The 17,575-nt window shown below is 63.2% G+C and carries 14 protein-coding genes; 7 read left to right on the top strand and 7 right to left on the bottom strand.

What is annotated here, in order from left to right; translation table 11 throughout:
• The first annotated feature begins 162 nt into the window (after positions 1-162).
• The 5 genes from ACTHN9_RS04160 (at position 163) to purU (ending at position 5,347) form a co-directional block, all read left to right on the top strand.
• Positions 163-2,166 (top strand): cation:proton antiporter domain-containing protein, encoded by a 2,004-nt coding sequence (locus ACTHN9_RS04160; protein ID WP_440535486.1) that lies wholly within the window; start codon positions 163-165, stop codon positions 2,164-2,166.
• 81 nt (positions 2,167-2,247) lie between these two features.
• Positions 2,248-2,814 (top strand): adenine phosphoribosyltransferase, encoded by a 567-nt coding sequence (locus ACTHN9_RS04155; protein ID WP_440535481.1) that lies wholly within the window; start codon positions 2,248-2,250, stop codon positions 2,812-2,814.
• Positions 2,815-2,929: 115 nt separating this feature from the next.
• On the top strand, positions 2,930-3,544 hold the full coding sequence (locus ACTHN9_RS04150) for a LysE family translocator (protein WP_440535480.1): 615 nt from the start codon (positions 2,930-2,932) through the stop codon (positions 3,542-3,544).
• A 37-nt stretch (positions 3,545-3,581) separates the two neighbouring features.
• Positions 3,582-4,436 (top strand): DUF4743 domain-containing protein, encoded by an 855-nt coding sequence (locus ACTHN9_RS04145; protein ID WP_440535479.1) that lies wholly within the window; start codon positions 3,582-3,584, stop codon positions 4,434-4,436.
• Positions 4,437-4,477: 41 nt separating this feature from the next.
• Positions 4,478-5,347, top strand: coding sequence for a formyltetrahydrofolate deformylase (purU, locus tag ACTHN9_RS04140; RefSeq protein WP_440535478.1), 870 nt, complete (start codon positions 4,478-4,480; stop codon positions 5,345-5,347).
• Between the two features lie 70 nt (positions 5,348-5,417).
• Here purU and ACTHN9_RS04135 read toward each other — a convergent pair whose 3' ends face one another.
• Complete coding sequence (locus ACTHN9_RS04135) at positions 5,418-6,503, bottom strand: AI-2E family transporter (protein ID WP_440535477.1); 1,086 nt, start codon at positions 6,501-6,503, stop codon at positions 5,418-5,420.
• Between the two features lie 80 nt (positions 6,504-6,583).
• Positions 6,584-9,445: an excinuclease ABC subunit UvrA gene (uvrA, locus tag ACTHN9_RS04130; protein ID WP_440535476.1), complete on the bottom strand. Its 2,862-nt coding sequence runs from the start codon at positions 9,443-9,445 to the stop codon at positions 6,584-6,586.
• Positions 9,446-9,638: 193 nt separating this feature from the next.
• Between uvrA and ACTHN9_RS04125 the strand changes: the two genes are divergently transcribed.
• Positions 9,639-10,823, top strand: coding sequence for an MFS transporter (locus ACTHN9_RS04125; RefSeq protein WP_440535475.1), 1,185 nt, complete (start codon positions 9,639-9,641; stop codon positions 10,821-10,823).
• A 72-nt stretch (positions 10,824-10,895) separates the two neighbouring features.
• Positions 10,896-11,432 carry a single-stranded DNA-binding protein gene (locus ACTHN9_RS04120; protein WP_440535474.1) on the top strand — a complete coding sequence of 179 codons (537 nt, stop codon included), beginning with the start codon at positions 10,896-10,898 and terminating at the stop codon, positions 11,430-11,432.
• Between the two features lie 127 nt (positions 11,433-11,559).
• Here the strand turns inward: ACTHN9_RS04120 and ilvC are convergent, their stop codons facing one another.
• From ilvC to ACTHN9_RS04095, 5 genes are all read right to left on the bottom strand, one after another.
• Positions 11,560-12,576 carry a ketol-acid reductoisomerase gene (gene ilvC, locus ACTHN9_RS04115; protein ID WP_440535473.1) on the bottom strand — a complete coding sequence of 339 codons (1,017 nt, stop codon included), beginning with the start codon at positions 12,574-12,576 and terminating at the stop codon, positions 11,560-11,562.
• A 137-nt stretch (positions 12,577-12,713) separates the two neighbouring features.
• The gene (locus ACTHN9_RS04110; RefSeq protein WP_440535472.1) at positions 12,714-13,877 is read right to left on the bottom strand and encodes an MFS transporter; all 1,164 of its coding nucleotides are present in this window, start codon (positions 13,875-13,877) and stop codon (positions 12,714-12,716) included.
• A 17-nt stretch (positions 13,878-13,894) separates the two neighbouring features.
• Positions 13,895-14,668 carry an iron-containing redox enzyme family protein gene (locus tag ACTHN9_RS04105; protein WP_440535471.1) on the bottom strand — a complete coding sequence of 258 codons (774 nt, stop codon included), beginning with the start codon at positions 14,666-14,668 and terminating at the stop codon, positions 13,895-13,897.
• An 83-nt stretch (positions 14,669-14,751) separates the two neighbouring features.
• Entirely contained in the window at positions 14,752-16,347 is a 1,596-nt protein-coding gene (locus ACTHN9_RS04100; RefSeq protein ID WP_440535470.1) for an acyl-CoA synthetase, read from the bottom strand.
• A gap of 37 nt (positions 16,348-16,384) precedes the next feature.
• The gene (locus ACTHN9_RS04095) at positions 16,385-17,551 is read right to left on the bottom strand and encodes an acetyl-CoA acetyltransferase (RefSeq protein WP_440535485.1); all 1,167 of its coding nucleotides are present in this window, start codon (positions 17,549-17,551) and stop codon (positions 16,385-16,387) included.
• Between the last annotated feature and the right edge of the window lie 24 nt (positions 17,552-17,575).

The following is a 17,575-nucleotide window of genomic DNA, read 5'->3' as shown; positions in this document are numbered from 1 at the left end:
TCGCCATTGATTTTCGCTATCATTCGCCGGAGTATAGCAAAGGCGTTGTTCGCCGCGCCGGGCCCCACCCATGGCCAGAGCCGCTCTCAGGCTTCCCCTATCGAATGCGCGGCGCTTGGCGCGTGGCCGCGCGTTCCGCTGACGAACGAGGACGCTCAACACGTGATTTCTCCGCTCGAGATGACGCTTTTCCTGCTGCTCGCGTCAGTGGTGGGCGTCGTATTGTTCCGCTCGTTGAATCTGCCGCCGATGCTCGGCTACCTGACGGTCGGTATCGTCGTCGGGCCGCACGCGCTAGGCATTGCGCCCGATTCCTCGCGCGCGCAGAACCTCGCGGAGTTCGGCGTCGTCTTTCTGATGTTTTCGATCGGGCTCGAGTTCTCGCTCGCCAAGCTGCGCTCGATGCGCACGCTCGTCTTTGGGCTCGGACTGTTGCAAGTGATCGGCACCGTGGGCGTGTCGGTGCTTGTCGGCCTGCTGCTCGAGCGCTGGATGCACGTGACCTGGCAAGGCAGCATCGCGCTCGGCGGCGCGCTCGCGATGTCATCGACGGCGATCGTCAGCAAGATGCTCGCGGAGCGGCTCGAGATCGAAACCGAGCACGGACGCAATATTTTCGGCGTGCTGCTGTTTCAGGATCTAGCGGTGGTGCCGCTGCTGATCGTGATCGCGGCGCTCGGCGGCGATTCGCACGATCTGCCGATGACGCTCGGCGTCGCAGCCCTGAAAATCGTCGTCGCGCTGTCGTTGCTGCTGTTCGTGGGGCAGCGATTCATGACGCGCTGGTTCAACGTCGTCGCGCGGCGGCGCTCGCAGGAACTGTTCGTGCTGAACCTGCTGCTCGTCACGCTCGGCGCGGCCTTCATCACCGATAAGTTCGGGCTCTCGCTCGCGCTCGGTGCGTTCATCGCCGGGATGTTGATCGCGGAGACACCCTACCGCCATCAGGTGGAAGAGGACATCAAGCCGTTCCGCGACGTGCTGCTCGGCCTGTTCTTCGTCACGACGGGCATGCTGCTCGATCCGCGCGTGCTGATCGCGCATCCACTGCTCGTGCTCGCGTTTCTCGTCGCACCCGTGGTGCTGAAAATCGTCATGATCACCGGCCTTGCGCGGCTGTTCGGCGCGACGCCGGGCGTGGCGATGCGCACGGGTATCGGCCTTGCGCAAGCGGGCGAATTCGGCTTCGTGCTGCTCAATCTGATCCTCGACAAACATCTCGTCGATGCCGCGATGCTGCAGGCCATTTTGGCGGCGATGCTGCTGTCGATGCTTGCGGCGCCGTTCATGATTCAAAACGCCGACCGCATCGTGCTGCGGCTTTCCTCGACGGAATGGATGCTGCAATCGCTGCAGATGACGCGCATCGCAACGCAAAGCCTGCGGCAAAACGCCCACGTGATCGTGTGCGGCTATGGCCGCTCCGGGCAGAACCTCGCACGCATGCTCGAACACGAAGGGCTCTCGTACGTCGCCCTCGATCTGGATCCCGATCGCGTCAATGCGGCGGCGGCGGCCGGCGAATCCGTCGTGTTCGGCGATGCGGCGCGGCGCGAATCGCTCGTGTCCGCGGGGATCCATCGCGCCGCGGCCGTGGCCGTCACCTATGCCAATACGCCCTCGGCGTTGCGCGTGCTGCATCATGTGCACGAACTCGAACCGGCGCTGCCCGTCATCGTGCGTACCGTCGACGATGCCGATTTGGAAAAGCTGCTCGCGGCCGGCGCGACCGAAGTGATTCCCGAAATCGTCGAGGGCAGTCTCATGCTCGCTTCGCACACGCTCGTGCTGATGGGCGTGCCGATGCGACGCGTCGTACGGCGCGTGGAGGAAATGCGCGACGCACGCTACAGCCTGCTGCGCGGCTACTTCCACGGGGCCGACGACCCGGGCGACGACGACGGCCGCGACCAGGTGCGGCTACAATCGGTGGCGGTCGACAGCAATGCCGACGCCGTCGGACGCACGCTCGACGAACTCGGGCTCGCGTCGATTGGCGTCGAAGTCACGGCGATCCGGCGCCACGGCATACGCGGCGTCGAACCCGGCCCCGAGACGAAATTGCGGGAAGCCGACATTCTCGTGCTGCGCGGGCTGCCGGAAGCGCTCGCGTTGGCCGAGGAGCGCTTGTTGCGCAACCGGCGTGCCGGCGCCCAGGCGGTCTGACACGCCGCGCCGCCCCACGAACATTCATGTAACCCGACAGGCTCGCCATGCGCGAGCGAATCACTGCCAGCGGAGAATTCCATGTCCCACGCGCCCGCGGACGCGCCCCTCGACGCCCCCGCGTTCATCAAGAGCCAAATTCGCACGGTTCCCGATTGGCCACTGCCCGGCGTGCAGTTTCGCGATATCACGCCGCTGCTGCAGCGGCCCAAGACGCTGCGCATCTTGATCGACCTGTTCATCGAGCGCTATGTCGAGGCCAAGCTCGACTATGTCGCGGGGCTCGATGCGCGCGGGTTCATCATCGCGCCGATTGTCGCCTACGAACTCAATATCGGCTTCATTCCGATTCGCAAGATCGGCAAGCTGCCGTACAGAACCGTGTCCGAATCGTATTCGCTCGAGTACGGCACCGCCACGGTCGAGATCCATGAGGACGCATGCGGGGCGGGCGAGCGCGTGGTGATCGTCGACGACCTGATCGCAACCGGCGGCACGATGATGGCCGGCAAGAAGCTGTTGGAGCGCCTTGGGGCTGAAGTCGTCGAAGGCGCGGCGATCGTCGATCTGCCCGATCTCGGGGGCTCGAAGCTGCTGCGCGCAAGCGGTTTGCCGCTTTACACGGTGACGGAGTTTTCCGGCCATTGACGAGCCTCCTGGCCCACGGGCGGGCGTCGATGTCCGCCTCGTCGGCTCGCAGCGTCGCGCTCTCGTTACGAACGCGACATCGAAATCGAAACGGAAATCGATCAGGCGTAACACCATGCCGAACCTACCGCTCTTTCTTGCCGCTTCCATCGCCGTCACGGCAGCGCCTGGCCCCGATAACTTGCAGGTGCTTGCACGCGGCATCTCGCAAGGCCGGGCTGCGGGCCTCGTGGCCGCGCTCGGTTTCGCCGCGGGTCTTACGTTCCACACGACGCTGGCCGCGTTCGGCGTGGCCGCGCTCTTGCGCTCGTCGCCGCTCGCATTCGAGATCGTCAAGATCGCGGGCGGCCTTTATCTGGTTTGGATCGGCTTCAAGGCGCTGACGAGCCGGGGCTTGGCGAGCGCGCACGAACGGGCGGCGCAGCCGCTAACCACGGTGTTTCGCCAGAGCGTCGTCGGCAACATGATGAATCCGAAGGTGACCTTGTTCTTCGTCGTCTTTCTGCCGCAGTTCGTCGATCCGAGCGGCTCGCAGCGCGTCGCGGTGCAGATGGTCGAATTGGGCCTGATCTTCATGCTGCAAACGCTCGCGATTTTTTCGCTCTTCGGCGTCTTCGCGGGCGCGCTCGGGACCTGGCTCAAGCGCCGTCCGCGCGCGGGCGTGTGGCTCGATCGGCTGGCCGGCGCCACGTTCATCGCGCTTGGGCTGCGCGTGGCGCTGCGCGATTGAGCGTGGCGATATGGATATTGCTCGCATAAGGAAGGTCATGAGTCTGCCTTGTATCGCCCATGCGCGCCGCTTCGAGCCGCGAGCGCACCGGCCGCTCGTCATGTGCGCCGAGCAGGTCGGCTGGATTCGCGAAAGCGACGTGCCGTTGCTCGCGCACTGGCCCGACGTCTTCGAGATCGACTCGGCGCGCGTTGCGCTGGCCGCTCGCCTCGATACCGACGCCAATACCCGCTCGGCCGCGCTCGGCATGGTCGTCGGCGCGTTGGCGGCTCAAGGGCGCATCCGCGGCTGGCGCGACGAGACGTACGCGATCCGCAATACGTTCGACAGCGCGCCGCTCGCGTTCATCGAGCGCGCCGCCGCTCGTTTTTTCGGCACGATGACCTACGCGGTGCATCTGAACGGCATCGTAAAATACGTCGATCGCGCGCCGCAGCTCTGGATCGCGCGTCGCAGCGAGACGAAGGCGACCGATCCGGGCATGCTCGACAACGTGGTCGCCGGCGGTATCGGCTGGGGCTTTTCGATCGAGGAAACGATCGTCAAGGAGTGCTGGGAAGAGGCGGGCATCGAGGCGGCTCTTGCCGTGCGGGCCGAGGCAGGGCGCACGGTTCATGTGCTGCAATCGCTGCCCGAAGGCACGCAGGCGGAGCAAGTGTTCGTCTACGATTTGCCGCTGCCCGACGATTTCGCGCCGCGCAACCAGGATGGCGAGGTGGGCGAGCACCGTCTTGCGCGGATCGACGAGGTCGCGCGATGGATCGAAGACGGCCAGATGACCGTCGACGCGAGCCTGGCCACGCTCGATTGCATGCTGCGTCACCGCTGGATCGACGAAGACGTCTGCCTCGGCATCGAATCGCTTTTCGCCGCGCCGCTCGTCACGCCTTGACGCGGTACGGCGCGCGTCCATTACAGGAGTTCATTGGTCCTATGTCGACCCAACACAGCTTCATTCTGAAACTGTCGTGCCCCGATCGGCCCGGCATCGTTCATGCGGTATCGGGATTTCTTTTTGAGCGCGGTGCGAACATTCTCGACTCGGCGCAATTCGGCGATAGCCGTACGGGCGAGTTCTTCATGCGCGTGCACTTCCAGCAAGTGGGCGGCGATCCGGGGCTTGAAGCGTTGCGCGAGTCGTTCGCGGTGCTGGCCGAGGAGTTTTCGATGCGCTACGAGATTCACGACGCGGCGCTCAAACCGAAGGTCGTGATCATGGTCTCGAAGATCGGCCATTGCTTGAACGACCTGCTGTTCCGCTATCGCACGGGGCAGTTGCCGATCGAGATTGCCGCCATCATCTCGAACCACAAAGACTTCTATCAACTGGCCGCGAGCTACGACATCCCGTTCCATCATTTTCCGCTGACGGAATCGACTGGCGCGGCGAAGGCGGCGCAAGAAGCGCGCGTGCTCGAAGTGATCGATCAGCACGAGGCCGATTTGGTCGTGCTCGCCCGGTATATGCAGGTGTTGTCGCCGAACCTATGCGAACACCTCGCCGGCCGCGCGATCAACATCCATCACTCGTTCTTGCCGAGCTTCAAGGGCGCCAAGCCCTACTACCAGGCATTCGATCGCGGCGTGAAGCTGATCGGGGCGACCGCGCATTACGTCACCACGGATCTCGACGAAGGCCCGATCATCGAGCAGGAAGTGGAGCGCGTCGATCACAGCATGACGCCTGACCAATTGACGGCGATCGGCCGCGATGTGGAATGCGTGACGCTCGCCCGTGCGGTGAAGTGGCACGTCGAGCATCGGATCGTGCTCAACGGAACGAAGACGGTCGTCTTCCGTTGATATCGGCGGGCTCGGTGGGGCGCCTCGTAGGGGCGTCTTATCGAGCGGCGCCCGCTTCGCGTTCGGTTGGCTAGATCAACCGCAGGTAAATCAGTTCGCGCTTGATATACGCATAGAAGATCGGCGCGGCGATGAGCCCCGGGACGCCGGCGGCTGCCTCCATCACGAGCATCGCCAGCAGCAATTCCCATGCGCGCGCTTCGATTTGTCCGCCGACGATCCTCGCATTGAGGAAATATTCGAACTTGTGGATGAGCACGAGGAACACGAGCGAGGAAATCGCCGTCGGCAAGCTCACGGCCAACGAGACGGCGAGAATCAGCGTGTTCGAGATCAGATTGCCGACAACGGGCAGTAGGCCCGCGATGAAGGTCACGAGCACAAGGGTTTTCGATAGCGGCAGCCGCTCGTGAAAAATCGGCAGGGCAACGAGCAGGTAGAGCGCTGTGAAGACAGCGTTGATCGTCGAAATCTTCACCTGCGCGAAGACGATGCGCCGAAATGCGTCGGAAAACCGCGAAGCGCGCGCGGCTAGGGCCGTGGACAGCGGCAGCCGCTGCACGCGCCGCTCGCTCGCGATGGCGATCATCGCGCCGATGATCATGCCGAACAGCACGTGGCCGAAGCCGCGGGCAACGTTTTTGCCGCCTTGCTGCAATTGGCTCATGTGCGTCTGCACGAGCATGCCGGCCTTTTCTTTCATCTGCGATACATCGCCCGGCAGCATGGTCGAAAGCCATTCGGGCGAGCGCGTGCGTGCCTGATCGACGATCTGCATCACTTGATCGAGCAGGTGTTGGATATTCGGCACCGTATGCTCGAAGTGTTCGACGATACCGATCGCGATACCGGCTAGGCCGCCCACCACCACGCCGGCGATGACGACGACGGCCACCCAGCGGGCGCGCTGGCTCGACATGTGGCGCTCGATGCCGGGCGCGAGCGTGTGAACGAGCTGATAGACGAGCATGCCGCCGAGCAGAGAGCCCAGCAGCTTGAAGTGCAGCACCACCCACATCCCGACGAGCGCCAGCAGGTAGCTGCCGATTTCGACGGCGGATAGCTTCGGCAAGCTCATATCGCTCGTGAGCCGGACGGGACGTGACCCGACCTCCCGGATGCGGGCCTCGTCGGGGGCCTCGTTGTGCTTCGCCATGATATTCGTCGTCTCCTACTGTCCAACCTTCCCGGGCGGCTTGGCGTCGTACGGCACGCCGAGCCGCCTCGTTCCTTCGCTCAGCGCCGCTCGAGCAGCGGCGCGAGATAGCGCCCGGTGAAACTGGCCTTCGACTTCGCGATGTGCTCGGGCTTGCCCTGCGCGATGATTTGCCCGCCGCCCGCGCCGCCTTCGGGACCGAGATCGATCACCCAGTCCGCCGTTTTGATCACGTCGAGATTATGCTCGATGATGACGACGGTATTGCCATGATCGCGCAACCGGTGGATGACTTCCAGCAGCAGCGCGATATCGTGGAAGTGCAGGCCGGTGGTGGGCTCGTCGAGAATGTAGAGCGTGCGGCCCGTATCTCGTTTCGACAGTTCGAGCGATAGCTTGACGCGCTGGGCCTCGCCGCCCGAGAGCGTCGTGGCCGATTGACCGAGGCGAATATAGCCGAGGCCTACGTCGAGCAGCGTCTTGAGCTTGCGCGCGATCACGGGTACCGCGCCGAAGAACTCGTGGGCTTGCTCGACGGTCATGTCGAGCACTTCGCTGATGCTTTTACCCTTGTAGTGAACCTCGAGCGTTTCGCGGTTGTAGCGCTTGCCGTGGCAGACGTCGCACGGTACGTAGACATCCGGCAGAAAGTGCATCTCGACCTTGAGCACGCCGTCGCCTTGGCACGCTTCGCAGCGGCCGCCCTTGACGTTGAACGAGAACCGGCCCGGGTCGTAGCCGCGCTCCTTCGCCGACGGCACGCCGGCAAAGAGTTCGCGGATCGGCGTGAACACGCCGGTATAAGTGGCCGGGTTCGAGCGCGGCGTGCGGCCGATCGGCGATTGATCGACGTTGATGACCTTATCGAAATGCTCGAGTCCTTCGATCTGCTCGTAGGGCGCGGGTTCGGCCGACGAACCGTAAAGATGCTGCGCGACGGCGTGGTAAAGCGTGTCGTTGATGAGGGTCGACTTGCCCGAGCCCGACACGCCCGTCACGCAGGTGAGCAGCCCGACGGGCAGATCGAGCGTGACGTGCTTCAAGTTGTTGCCGTGCGCTTCGACGATACGCAGGCGCCGCTCGTCGGGCTCCTTGCGTTCGTCGGGAAACTCGATGCGCCGCTCGCCGGCCAGGTATTGGCCCGTGAGCGAGGCCGGATCGGTTTGGACTTGCTTCGGCGTGCCTTCGGCGATGACCATGCCGCCGTGCTCGCCGGCGCCGGGCCCCATGTCCACGACGTAATCGGCCATGCGGATCATGTCCTCGTCGTGCTCGACGACGATCACCGAGTTGCCGAGGTCGCGCAGATGCTTGAGCGTGGCGATCAGGCGGTCGTTATCGCGCTGATGCAGGCCGATCGACGGTTCGTCGAGCACGTACATCACGCCCGTTAGGCCCGAACCGATTTGCGAGGCGAGCCGAATGCGCTGCGCTTCGCCGCCCGAGAGCGTATCGGCGCTGCGTTCGAGCGAGAGGTAGTCGAGCCCGACGTTGTTCAGGAACATGAGCCGGGCGACGACTTCCTTGACGACCTTTTCGCCGATCTCGCGCTTGGCGCCCTCGAGCTTGAGCGTTTGGAAATAGCCGAGCGCATCGCGCAGCGGCCAGCCGCTCACTTCGTAGATCCCCCGGGCGTCGCCGTCGGCGCCCAGGCGCACGAAGCGCGCTTCTCGGCGCAGCCGCGTACCGTCGCACGAGGGGCAGGCTTGATTGTTCTGATATTTGGCGAGTTCTTCGCGCACGGCCGCGGAATCGGTTTCGCGATAGCGGCGCTCGAGATTCGGGATGATGCCTTCGAACACGTGCTCCCGGACTGTCGCGCGGCCGCGCTCGTTGATGTACGAGAACGGGATTTGCTCCTTGCCCGAACCGAATAGGATCAACTTGCGGACTTTTTCGGGCAATTCCTCGAACGGCGTGTCGATGTCGAACTCGTAATACGCCGCCAGGCTTTGCAGCATCTGGAAATAGAACTGATTGCGGCGATCCCAGCCTTTGACGGCGCCCGCGGCCAACGACAGCGAAGGATGGGCGACGACGCGTTTCGGATCGAAGAACGTGATTTGGCCGAGCCCGTCGCAATCGGGGCAAGCGCCCATCGGATTGTTGAACGAGAACAGGCGCGGCTCCAGTTCGGGCAGCGAGTACGAGCAGATCGGACACGCGAACTTGGAGCTGAACAAATGCGTTTTGTCCGTATCCATTTCGAGCGCGATCGCTCGGCCGTCGGCCAAGCGCAGGGCGGTTTCGAAGGATTCGGCCAGACGCTGCTTCATGTCGGCGCGTACTTTGAGGCGATCGACGACGACGTCGATCGAGTGCTTATCGTTCTTTTTCAGCTTCGGCAGCGAATCGACATCGTAGATTTGCGCCGTGCCTTCGTTGGCCGCGCCGCCGCCCGAGCGGATCCGGAACCGGATGAACCCTTGCGCCTGCATCTGCTCGAACAGCTCGGCGTGCTCGCCCTTGCGGTTCGCCACGACGGGCGCGAGGATCATGAGCTTCGTTTCCTCGGGCAGGGCGAGCGCCGCATCGACCATTTGCGAGACGCTTTGCGCCTCGAGCGCGATTTCGTGATCGGGACAGTACGGCGTGCCGACGCGCGCGTAGAGCAGGCGCAGGTAGTCGTGGATTTCGGTGACGGTGCCCACCGTCGAGCGGGGATTATGGGATGTCGCCTTTTGTTCGATCGAAATGGCGGGCGACAGGCCTTCGATCAAGTCGACATCGGGCTTCTCCATCAATTGCAGGAACTGGCGCGCGTAGGCCGACAGGCTTTCCACATATCGACGCTGACCCTCGGCGTAGAGGGTATCGAACGCGAGCGACGACTTGCCCGACCCGGACAGGCCGGTGATCACGATGAGGCGATGGCGTGGCAGGTCGAGATTGACGTTTTTCAGGTTGTGGGTACGCGCCCCACGGATGCGAATCTGTTCCATGAACCTGACAAGGGAGAGGGGCCAAACCTGCTACTATAACGACTTTTCCAGACCACCGTTACGGCGTCCTTACAGCGCGCGGGAATGCATGAGCCCTCACGCTCGTTGCGTTCGGCGCTCCAAAAAGTCCGTCACGGGACACGAGGGCAGCACGAACGACGTCGCTTCGGTTCCCCCTAGCTCGCTCGCTCCGATGTCCAATCCGTCCGTTACCTCCTCGCGTATGAGTGCGCCCGAGTTGCGCGCCACCGTATCGCTTGCCGGCATCTTCGCGCTGCGCATGCTTGGCTTGTTCATGATCATGCCGGTCTTCACCGTCTACGCGAAGACAATTCCGGGCGGCGATAACGTCTGGCTCGTCGGCATTGCGCTCGGCGCCTACGGCGTGACGCAGTCGATGCTCTACATTTTTTACGGGTGGGCCTCCGATAAGATCGGGCGCAAGCCTGTCATCGCCACGGGCCTGCTCATCTTCGCGCTCGGGAGCTTTGTGGCGGCCATGGCGCACGACATGACGTGGATCATCGTCGGGCGCGTCATCCAGGGGATGGGGGCCGTGTCGTCGGCGGTCATCGCGTTTATCGCCGATCTCACGGCCGACGCGAATCGGACCAAGGCGATGGCCATGGTGGGCGGCAGCATCGGCATCTCGTTCGCGGTGGCGATTGTGGGCGCGCCGGTCCTTTATCAGTGGGTGGGGATGAGCGGCTTGTTCGCGGTGGTCGGTGCGCTGTCGCTCGTGGCGATCGGCGTCGTGCTGTGGATCGTGCCCGATGCGCCCAAGCCCGTGCACGTCCGGGCGCCGTTCGCCGAAGTGCTGCATAACGTGGAACTGCTGCGGCTCAATTTCGGCGTGCTGGTGCTGCACGCGACGCAAACGGCGCTGTTCCTGGTCGTGCCGCGGATTCTGGTGGCCGGCGGGCTGCCGGTGGCGTCGCACTGGGAGGTCTATCTGCCTGTCATGGGGCTGTCGTTCGTCATGATGGTGCCCGCGATCATTGCCGCCGAGAAACGGGGGAAGATGAAGCCCGTGTTATGCGGGGCCATCGGGCTTATCCTGATCGGCCAATTGTTGCTGGGGATGGCTCCGCATACGATCTTGTCTGTGGCCGGGATCTTGTTCGTCTATTTTCTCGGCTTCAACATTCTCGAGGCGTCGCAGCCTTCGCTGGTGTCGAAGCTGGCGCCGGGCACGCGCAAGGGGGCCGCTACCGGCGTCTACAACACGACGCAGTCGATCGGTCTGGCGCTCGGCGGTGTTGTGGGCGGGTGGCTGATGAAGTCGGCCGGCCAGAACGCGGTGTTCTTCGCGTGCTCGGGACTGGTTTTAGCGTGGCTTATAATCGCCGCCAATATGAAGGCGCCCCGTAAGGCTTGATGCGAGCGAGGCGTCGCGCGCCGTGCGCTCGGGCAGCGGGCGGCAGCGCAAATGGATCAACTGGAGAGATACATGGCATCCGTAAACAAGGTCATCCTGGTCGGCAATCTCGGCGCCGATCCCGAAATTCGTTACCTGCCGAGCGGCGACGCCATCGCCAACATCCGGCTCGCTACGACGGATCGCTATAAGGACAAGGCGTCGGGCGAGTTCAAGGAAGCGACGGAGTGGCACCGCGTCGCGTTCTTCGGCCGTTTGGCGGAAATCGTCGGCGAATATCTGAAGAAAGGCTCGTCGGTGTATATCGAAGGGCGTTTGCGCACGCGCAAGTGGCAAGGGCAAGACGGGCAGGATCGGTATTCGACGGAAATCGTCGCCGAGCAGATGCAGATGCTGGGTGGCCGCGGCGGTTCGGGCGGCGGCATGGGTGGGGGCGATGACGGCGGGTATAGCCGTGAGCCGTCGGAGTCGCGCGGCGGTGGCGGCGGCGGTGGCCGCGCGATGGGCGGTGGGGCGCGTAGCGGTGGCGGCGGTGGCGGTGCTAGCCGTCCGAGCCAGCCTGCCGGTGGCGGCGGGCTCGACGATATGGACGACGATATTCCGTTCTAGACCTGACCAAGCTGTTTTGTGTGGGTAAAAGCCCGTTCTCCTTTGTGGAGGCGGGCTTTTTCTTGCCCACAATGCGGTTTGTATCGCAGCCGCGGATCGACGCAACTACCCGGTTTGCGATGCGCCGCTAATTCTTCGACTGGTCGACGAGCTTGTTCGCGGCGATCCAAGGCATCATCGCGCGCAGCTTGCCGCCGATTTGTTCGATCTGGTGCTCGGCCGTCAAACGGCGGCGCGACTGCAGCGTCGGCGCACCGGCGCGGTTCTCCAAGATGAAGCTTTTCGCGTATTCGCCGGTCTGGATGTCGTTCAGCACTTCCTTCATGATTTTCTTCGTCTCCGCCGTGACGATGCGCGGGCCCGTCGCGTACTCGCCGTATTCGGCGTTGTTGGAGACCGAGTAGTTCATGTTCGCGATGCCGCCTTCGTAGATCAAATCGACGATCAGCTTTAGTTCGTGCAGACATTCGAAGTAAGCCATTTCCGGCGCGTACCCCGCTTCCACAAGTGTCTCGAAGCCAGCCTTCACCAATTCGACGGTACCGCCGCACAGTACGGCCTGCTCACCGAATAGATCCGTTTCGGTTTCTTCGCGGAAGGTCGTCTCGATGATGCCGGCACGGCCGCCGCCGTTCGCTGCCGCGTACGACAGTGCGATATCGCGCGCCGCGCCCGATTGGTCTTGCGCCACGGCGATGAGGTGCGGCACGCCGCCTCCCTGCATGTACGTGCTGCGCACCGTGTGGCCCGGCGCCTTCGGCGCGATCATGATGACGTCGAGATCCGCGCGCGGGATCACCTGGCAGTAATGCACGTTAAAGCCGTGCGCGAACGCGAGCGCCGCCCCCTGCTTGATGTTCGCTTCCACTTCCTTTGTGTAGACATCGGCGATGTGCTCGTCGGGCAGCAGCATCATGACGACGTCGGCGTTCTTCACCGCGCCGGCCACTTCCTTGACCGCCAGCCCGGCGTTCTCGGCCTTGCTCCACGATGCGCCGTTCTTGCGCAGGCCGACCGTGACGGGTACGCCGCTTTCCTTCAGGTTCAGCGCGTGGGCATGGCCTTGCGAGCCGTAACCGATAATCGCCACCTGCTTGCCCTTGATCAGGGAGAGGTCGGCGTCCTTGTCGTAGAAAACTTTCATGTATGGTTCCTCAGGAAGAGTCCGGTGAATTTCAGTACGATGGTTAGCGGGATTGCTGAACGTGAGGGTGGCTCGCACGGCTTGCGAGCGCATTGCCGAGCGAAGGCGGCGCATAACGCCGCCTTATCGTCCTTGTATTAAGCGATCTTTGCCGATCTTCTCGATGAGAAAACCTGCGCCACACACAACAGGAACGAGATGACCGTGGCCGCGCCTAAGACCCTCATCGCGACCGGAAGACCCAGTTCCGCGCTCAGGAATGGGCCGCCAAAGCTGCCGAACGCGAATGTGCCGAAATAAAAGCTGAACATCAAAGCGGGATTAGACGACGAAGTATGTGCAGCGAGCGCGGGTAATTTTCCCGCCAGCGCACCGAACGACAATCCGGTCAATGCAGCGAAGAGCAGGAACAGCGCCGGCGATCCCAGGCGAGCGTCTGCGAGAGCCAAGCTGTAGCCCCCCGCCGCCAGCGCCAGGATGAGACACCACGTGACCGCGATCGAACTCACGTCGGAAAGTACGCCCCCTGCAAATCGTCCGGCGCCGTTTGCAACCGACATAATCGATGCGCCTGCCACCCCTAGACTCGCTGTGTGCCCATGTTCCGTTGCCAGCCGCCCGATCGCGGCAAACACCGCGGAGCCGAACGGTACCGTCGCGCAAAGCAAAACGATGTTCCATATCGGTTGCCAAATCGATATGGGCGCAGGGCTGAGCGGCGCTTTGACCGGTGCCGCTCGATCTGCGACAACGCCTGACCGTACGCGGGTTAGACAACACCCGGCTGTCGCGACATAGGCCACCATGATGATGGCCAGCGCGATGTGCCAGGAAGCACGATCGGCAAGCCAGACAAAAAGCGGCCCGCTAATCGCCCCCGATAAGCCATAGATAGCCAGCAGCGCGCCGGCGAGGCGTCCTTGCCGGCTGGGGGCAATGTGGTGAATCAGCGCGACACAAGCCGGTGTCGAAAAACCCCCTCCGATCCCTAGGGCAAGGCCTGCATAACCGGCGGCGAACAGCTTCGGCGAATCTCCCGACAGCGCCAGCACGCCACCGATGACAAAGCACCCAAGCGCTACCTGAAGGACGCGTGCAGGCCCCAGGCGCCCCACGAGGTGACCGCCAAGCAGCACGGCGGGCAGCAGCACGAGCGGCGTGAGCGAAAACATGAGGTCGAGCGTGCTGGCGGACCAACCGGTTGCGAGGTGAATAACGGGCGCCATTGCCCCCCATGCATAAATCAGCCCGAACATGAATTGAAGCGGAATCAGTAGCGCAACGGCTTTCCAACCAGTCACTATTCACCTCGAAGCGGTTAATGGGTAGTCGCGAGCGCGCGATCGATGTCGTCGAACAGGCCGACAGACAACGCGATGCCCCGCAGCAGACCCGAATTGACTTCATGGGCAGCCAACGTCCGATCGTCTCCCGCCAGGAACCCACGGAGGATGCTATCGAGAACCCGGCTGTGTTCGATGTCGCACTCGCAATGCAGATCGATGGTGCGCAGGTCGATGGCGAGCGCATCGTCGCCAAGCTGACCAAGCAGCTTGCGCCACATCGCATATTCACGGCTCACCCAACCCTCGATAGACGAGAACGCCGCGACAGTCAAACGATCGTTTCCCTTGCGCAGAATGTCGAAGTGACCGGCATAAAACCGTTCGGAAATGCCACGAGACAGCATGTCGAGTTCCCGGGTGCGATCCTCGCTGATCACGCCGCGATAGGCGCTTGTCTGGCGCAGCGAAACCAGGAAGCTGCGATAGAGTTCGCCGTGATGGAATCCCCATTGCGCCTGTTTTCCTGGCTGAAATCCGATTTCCTCGAGTAGGTTTTCATAAATATGCGCCTTCGCATCGATGTCGGTAATCCGAGAGAAAAGCGCGCCGACGTAAGCGTTGAAGTCGTAGACAAAATGCGCATAGAGTTCGAACAGCTCGAATAGGTTCCTTTGCGATGCGCTGACTCGATCATTGATCGGATGATCGATGACAAGATGCTCGCGAAGCGCAAGCAGGGCGTGTGTGGACGATTGGAAGTCGGGCTCGACCCGAACTTCGTGGGGGAAAACTTGCGGTGCGTTCAAGTTCATTCTCCATGTCAGAAAAATCGGAACATCACGTCTTATCCCGTCTCAGGACCCTTAACTCGGATCGGTAAGGCGCCAATTCAGGCCTTTTCCGTTAATTCGACTGCGCTTGCGTCCCATTCAGCCGCCAGCCTCGCTCGGACGTCTTTCTTCGCGATCTTGCCGTATGCCGATTTCGGCAAGGCGTCCCAGAACACGAAGTGTCGCGGGAACTTGTAGCGCGCCAGTTTTCCGTCGAGATGGTCGAGAAGCGCCTCGGCCGACACCTCGCAGCCCGCACGCAGCACGACGACGGCCGTGCCCAGTTCTCCCCATGTCGGATCGGGCATGCCGAGCACGGCGACTTCATGGACGGCGTCGTGAAGCAGCAGTGCTTCTTCGACTTCGCGCGGGTACACATTGGAGCCGCCCGAAATGTACATATCCGAAGCGCGCCCGGTGATATACAGGAAGCCTTCCGGATCCAGATGCCCGAGATCTCCCGTGTGAAACCAGCCGTGCCGGAAGGCTTTCGCGTTTTCGTCCGGATTGTTGTCGTAGCCGGTCATCACGGCCGGCCCCCGAACGCAGATCTCGCCCGTCTCGTATGGCGCGAGCCTGCGCCCGGCATCGTCGAGAATCGCGATGTCGATACCGGTTCGCGCGTAGCCGCAGGTGCCGAGGCGGCTGCCGGGCGCTTCGTCGTCCATGTCGTGCAGATGCGGGGGCAGCACGGTGATGTTGCCCGTTACCTCGCCCAGGCCGTAGTACTGCACGAGCACGCGCCCGAGTTTGTGCAACGCGTGTTTCTGATCGGCACGGTACATCGGCGCGCCGGCGTAGATCACATAGTTGAGCGAGCTGTGGTCGTAACGATCGACCGCATCGTGCTCCGTGAGCATCTTGACGATCGTGGGCACCGTGAACATGTTGTCGATGCGGTGTCGTTCGACGAGCGCCCAGACTTCCTCGGGGTCGAGCTTTTCGCTGGTGGGCAGCACGCTCGCCGCGCCGCGCGCCGTGTTGACGATGGCATGGATACCGGCGCCGTGCGAAAGCGGCGCCACCACGAGCGAGCGCGAACGCACGTCGAGGCCCGGCATGAGATCGGCGAGATGGTTCGTGACGACGAATGCCATCTGGCCATGCGTGAGCGTGCCCGCCTTCGGGTGGCCGGTCGTGCCCGAGGTATAGAAGAACCAAAGCGGATCGTCGCGCTCGACGTCGACCGCCGCGAAGCGGTCCGTCGATTGCCCTGCAAGCGCTTCGTACGCGAGTTCGCCGGTGCGCGGCGTGCCCAGCGCAATCACGTGTTCGAGCGCGGGCCGCGCGGCGCGTACCGCATCGACATGATGCTCGAAACCATGGTCGTAAAGCATCGCACACGCGCCGCTCGAACGACCGAGGTAAGCCGCCTCCGGCGGCGCGATGCGGCAATTGGTGGGCACCCAAACCGCGCCGAGCTTGAACGCCACCCAGGCGCTTTCGAACAGCGGCAAATTGTTGCGCGAATGGACCAAGATCCGGTCGCCCTTGCGCACGCCGCGCGCGTGCAGCGCGGTGCAAACCGCATCGACGCGGCGGTTGATCGCCGACCAGCTCCACACGCGGCCATGCGAGATGAAACCGGGGGCGTCGGCGTGGCGTTGCGCGATCTGGGTCAGCAGCTCGCCCAGGTTCATGACATTCGTCAGCATGATCTTCTCTCTATCCAGATGCCCAAGGCCATCGTCATCAAAATCTCGGTTCGAGGATGCTCACGTAGTTAGTGACCGCCGCGCCGCCCATGTTGAACACACCCGCCACCGACGCGTTGCGGATCTGCATGTCGCCGGCCTCGCCGGCAAGTTGCATCGCCGCCATCACGTGCATCGACACGCCTGTCGCGCCGATTGGGTGTCCTTTGGATTTCAGCCCGCCGGATGCATTCACCGGCAGGCGCCCGTCGCGCGCGCTCGCGCCATCGAGAATCACGCGCGCGCCTTCGCCCGGCTTCGCCAGTCCCATCGCTTCGTATTCGAGTAACTCCGCGATCGTGAAGCAATCGTGCGTTTCCACGAGCGACAGATCGTCGAGCGAGACCCGCGCTTGGTCGAGCCCTCGCTGCCATGCGCGACGCGCACCCGCGAACTCGGTGCGATCGCGGCGCGATAGCGGCAGGTAGTCGCTCACCTGGACGCTCGCGCGAAAGCCGATGCCGCGTCGTGCGCCTTGCGCGGCGTCCGCGGCGGCGATCACGAGGGCCGCCGCGCCGTCCGAGATCAGCGAGCAGTCGGTGCGCTTGAGCGGTCCCGCCACGAACGGATTCTTCTCCGACGGCGTGCGGCAGAAGTCGAAGCCGAGATCGCGCCGCATATGGGCATAAGGGTTCGCCGTGCCGTTGCGATGGTTCTTGGCCGCGATGGCGGCGAGCGCCTCCGATTGATCGCCATAACGCTCGAAATAGGCCTGCGCGATGGTGCCGAAAATCCCCGCGAAGCCACCGGGCATGCCCGCTTCCTCTTTCGCGTACGAGCACTTCTGGAGCACCTCGCCCACCTGCGCCGTGGGCAACCCGTTCATTTTTTCCACGCCGATCACGAGCGCGACTTTCGAGCGTCCCGCGCGTATCGCATCGAGTGCCGAGTAGACGGCCGCCGAGCCTGTCGCGCACGCATTTTCGCAACGGACCGTGGAGGCGTAGCGCAACGCCGGCAGGGCGTTGAACACGAGCGTGGACGGAAAGTCCTGGTACACGAAGCCGCCGTTGAACATGCCGATATGCACGGAGTCCACGAGCGCCGCACCGATCCCCGCATGGTCCAGCGCGCCGCGCGCCGACTGCGCGATCATGTCTTCCGGCTCGAGCGCGTCGAATTTGCCGAACGGTAAATGGCTCCAGCCAATAATGAGAGGTTCGATGTTCACGAATTTTCCTGTTCGATT

The sequence above is a fragment of the Trinickia sp. genome (assembly GCF_051953405.1).
Lineage (GTDB): Bacteria > Pseudomonadota > Gammaproteobacteria > Burkholderiales > Burkholderiaceae > Trinickia.
This window is presented reverse-complemented; position numbering and strand designations above follow the sequence as displayed.

Bases quoted from the DNA above. Each gene is read 5' to 3' on its own strand.
- ACTHN9_RS04125 (WP_440535475.1), top strand. From the start codon at position 9,639: ATGTCCAATCCGTCCGTTACCTCCTCGCGTATGAGTGCGCCCGAGTTG.
- uvrA (WP_440535476.1), bottom strand. From the start codon at position 9,445: ATGGAACAGATTCGCATCCGTGGGGCGCGTACCCACAACCTGAAAAAC.
- ilvC (WP_440535473.1), bottom strand. From the start codon at position 12,576: ATGAAAGTTTTCTACGACAAGGACGCCGACCTCTCCCTGATCAAGGGC.
- ACTHN9_RS04155 (WP_440535481.1), top strand. From the start codon at position 2,248: ATGTCCCACGCGCCCGCGGACGCGCCCCTCGACGCCCCCGCGTTCATC.
- ACTHN9_RS04100 (WP_440535470.1), bottom strand. From the start codon at position 16,347: ATGCTGACGAATGTCATGAACCTGGGCGAGCTGCTGACCCAGATCGCG.
- ACTHN9_RS04150 (WP_440535480.1), top strand. From the start codon at position 2,930: ATGCCGAACCTACCGCTCTTTCTTGCCGCTTCCATCGCCGTCACGGCA.
- ACTHN9_RS04145 (WP_440535479.1), top strand. From the start codon at position 3,582: ATGAGTCTGCCTTGTATCGCCCATGCGCGCCGCTTCGAGCCGCGAGCG.
- ACTHN9_RS04120 (WP_440535474.1), top strand. From the start codon at position 10,896: ATGGCATCCGTAAACAAGGTCATCCTGGTCGGCAATCTCGGCGCCGAT.
- ACTHN9_RS04135 (WP_440535477.1), bottom strand. From the start codon at position 6,503: ATGGCGAAGCACAACGAGGCCCCCGACGAGGCCCGCATCCGGGAGGTC.
- purU (WP_440535478.1), top strand. From the start codon at position 4,478: ATGTCGACCCAACACAGCTTCATTCTGAAACTGTCGTGCCCCGATCGG.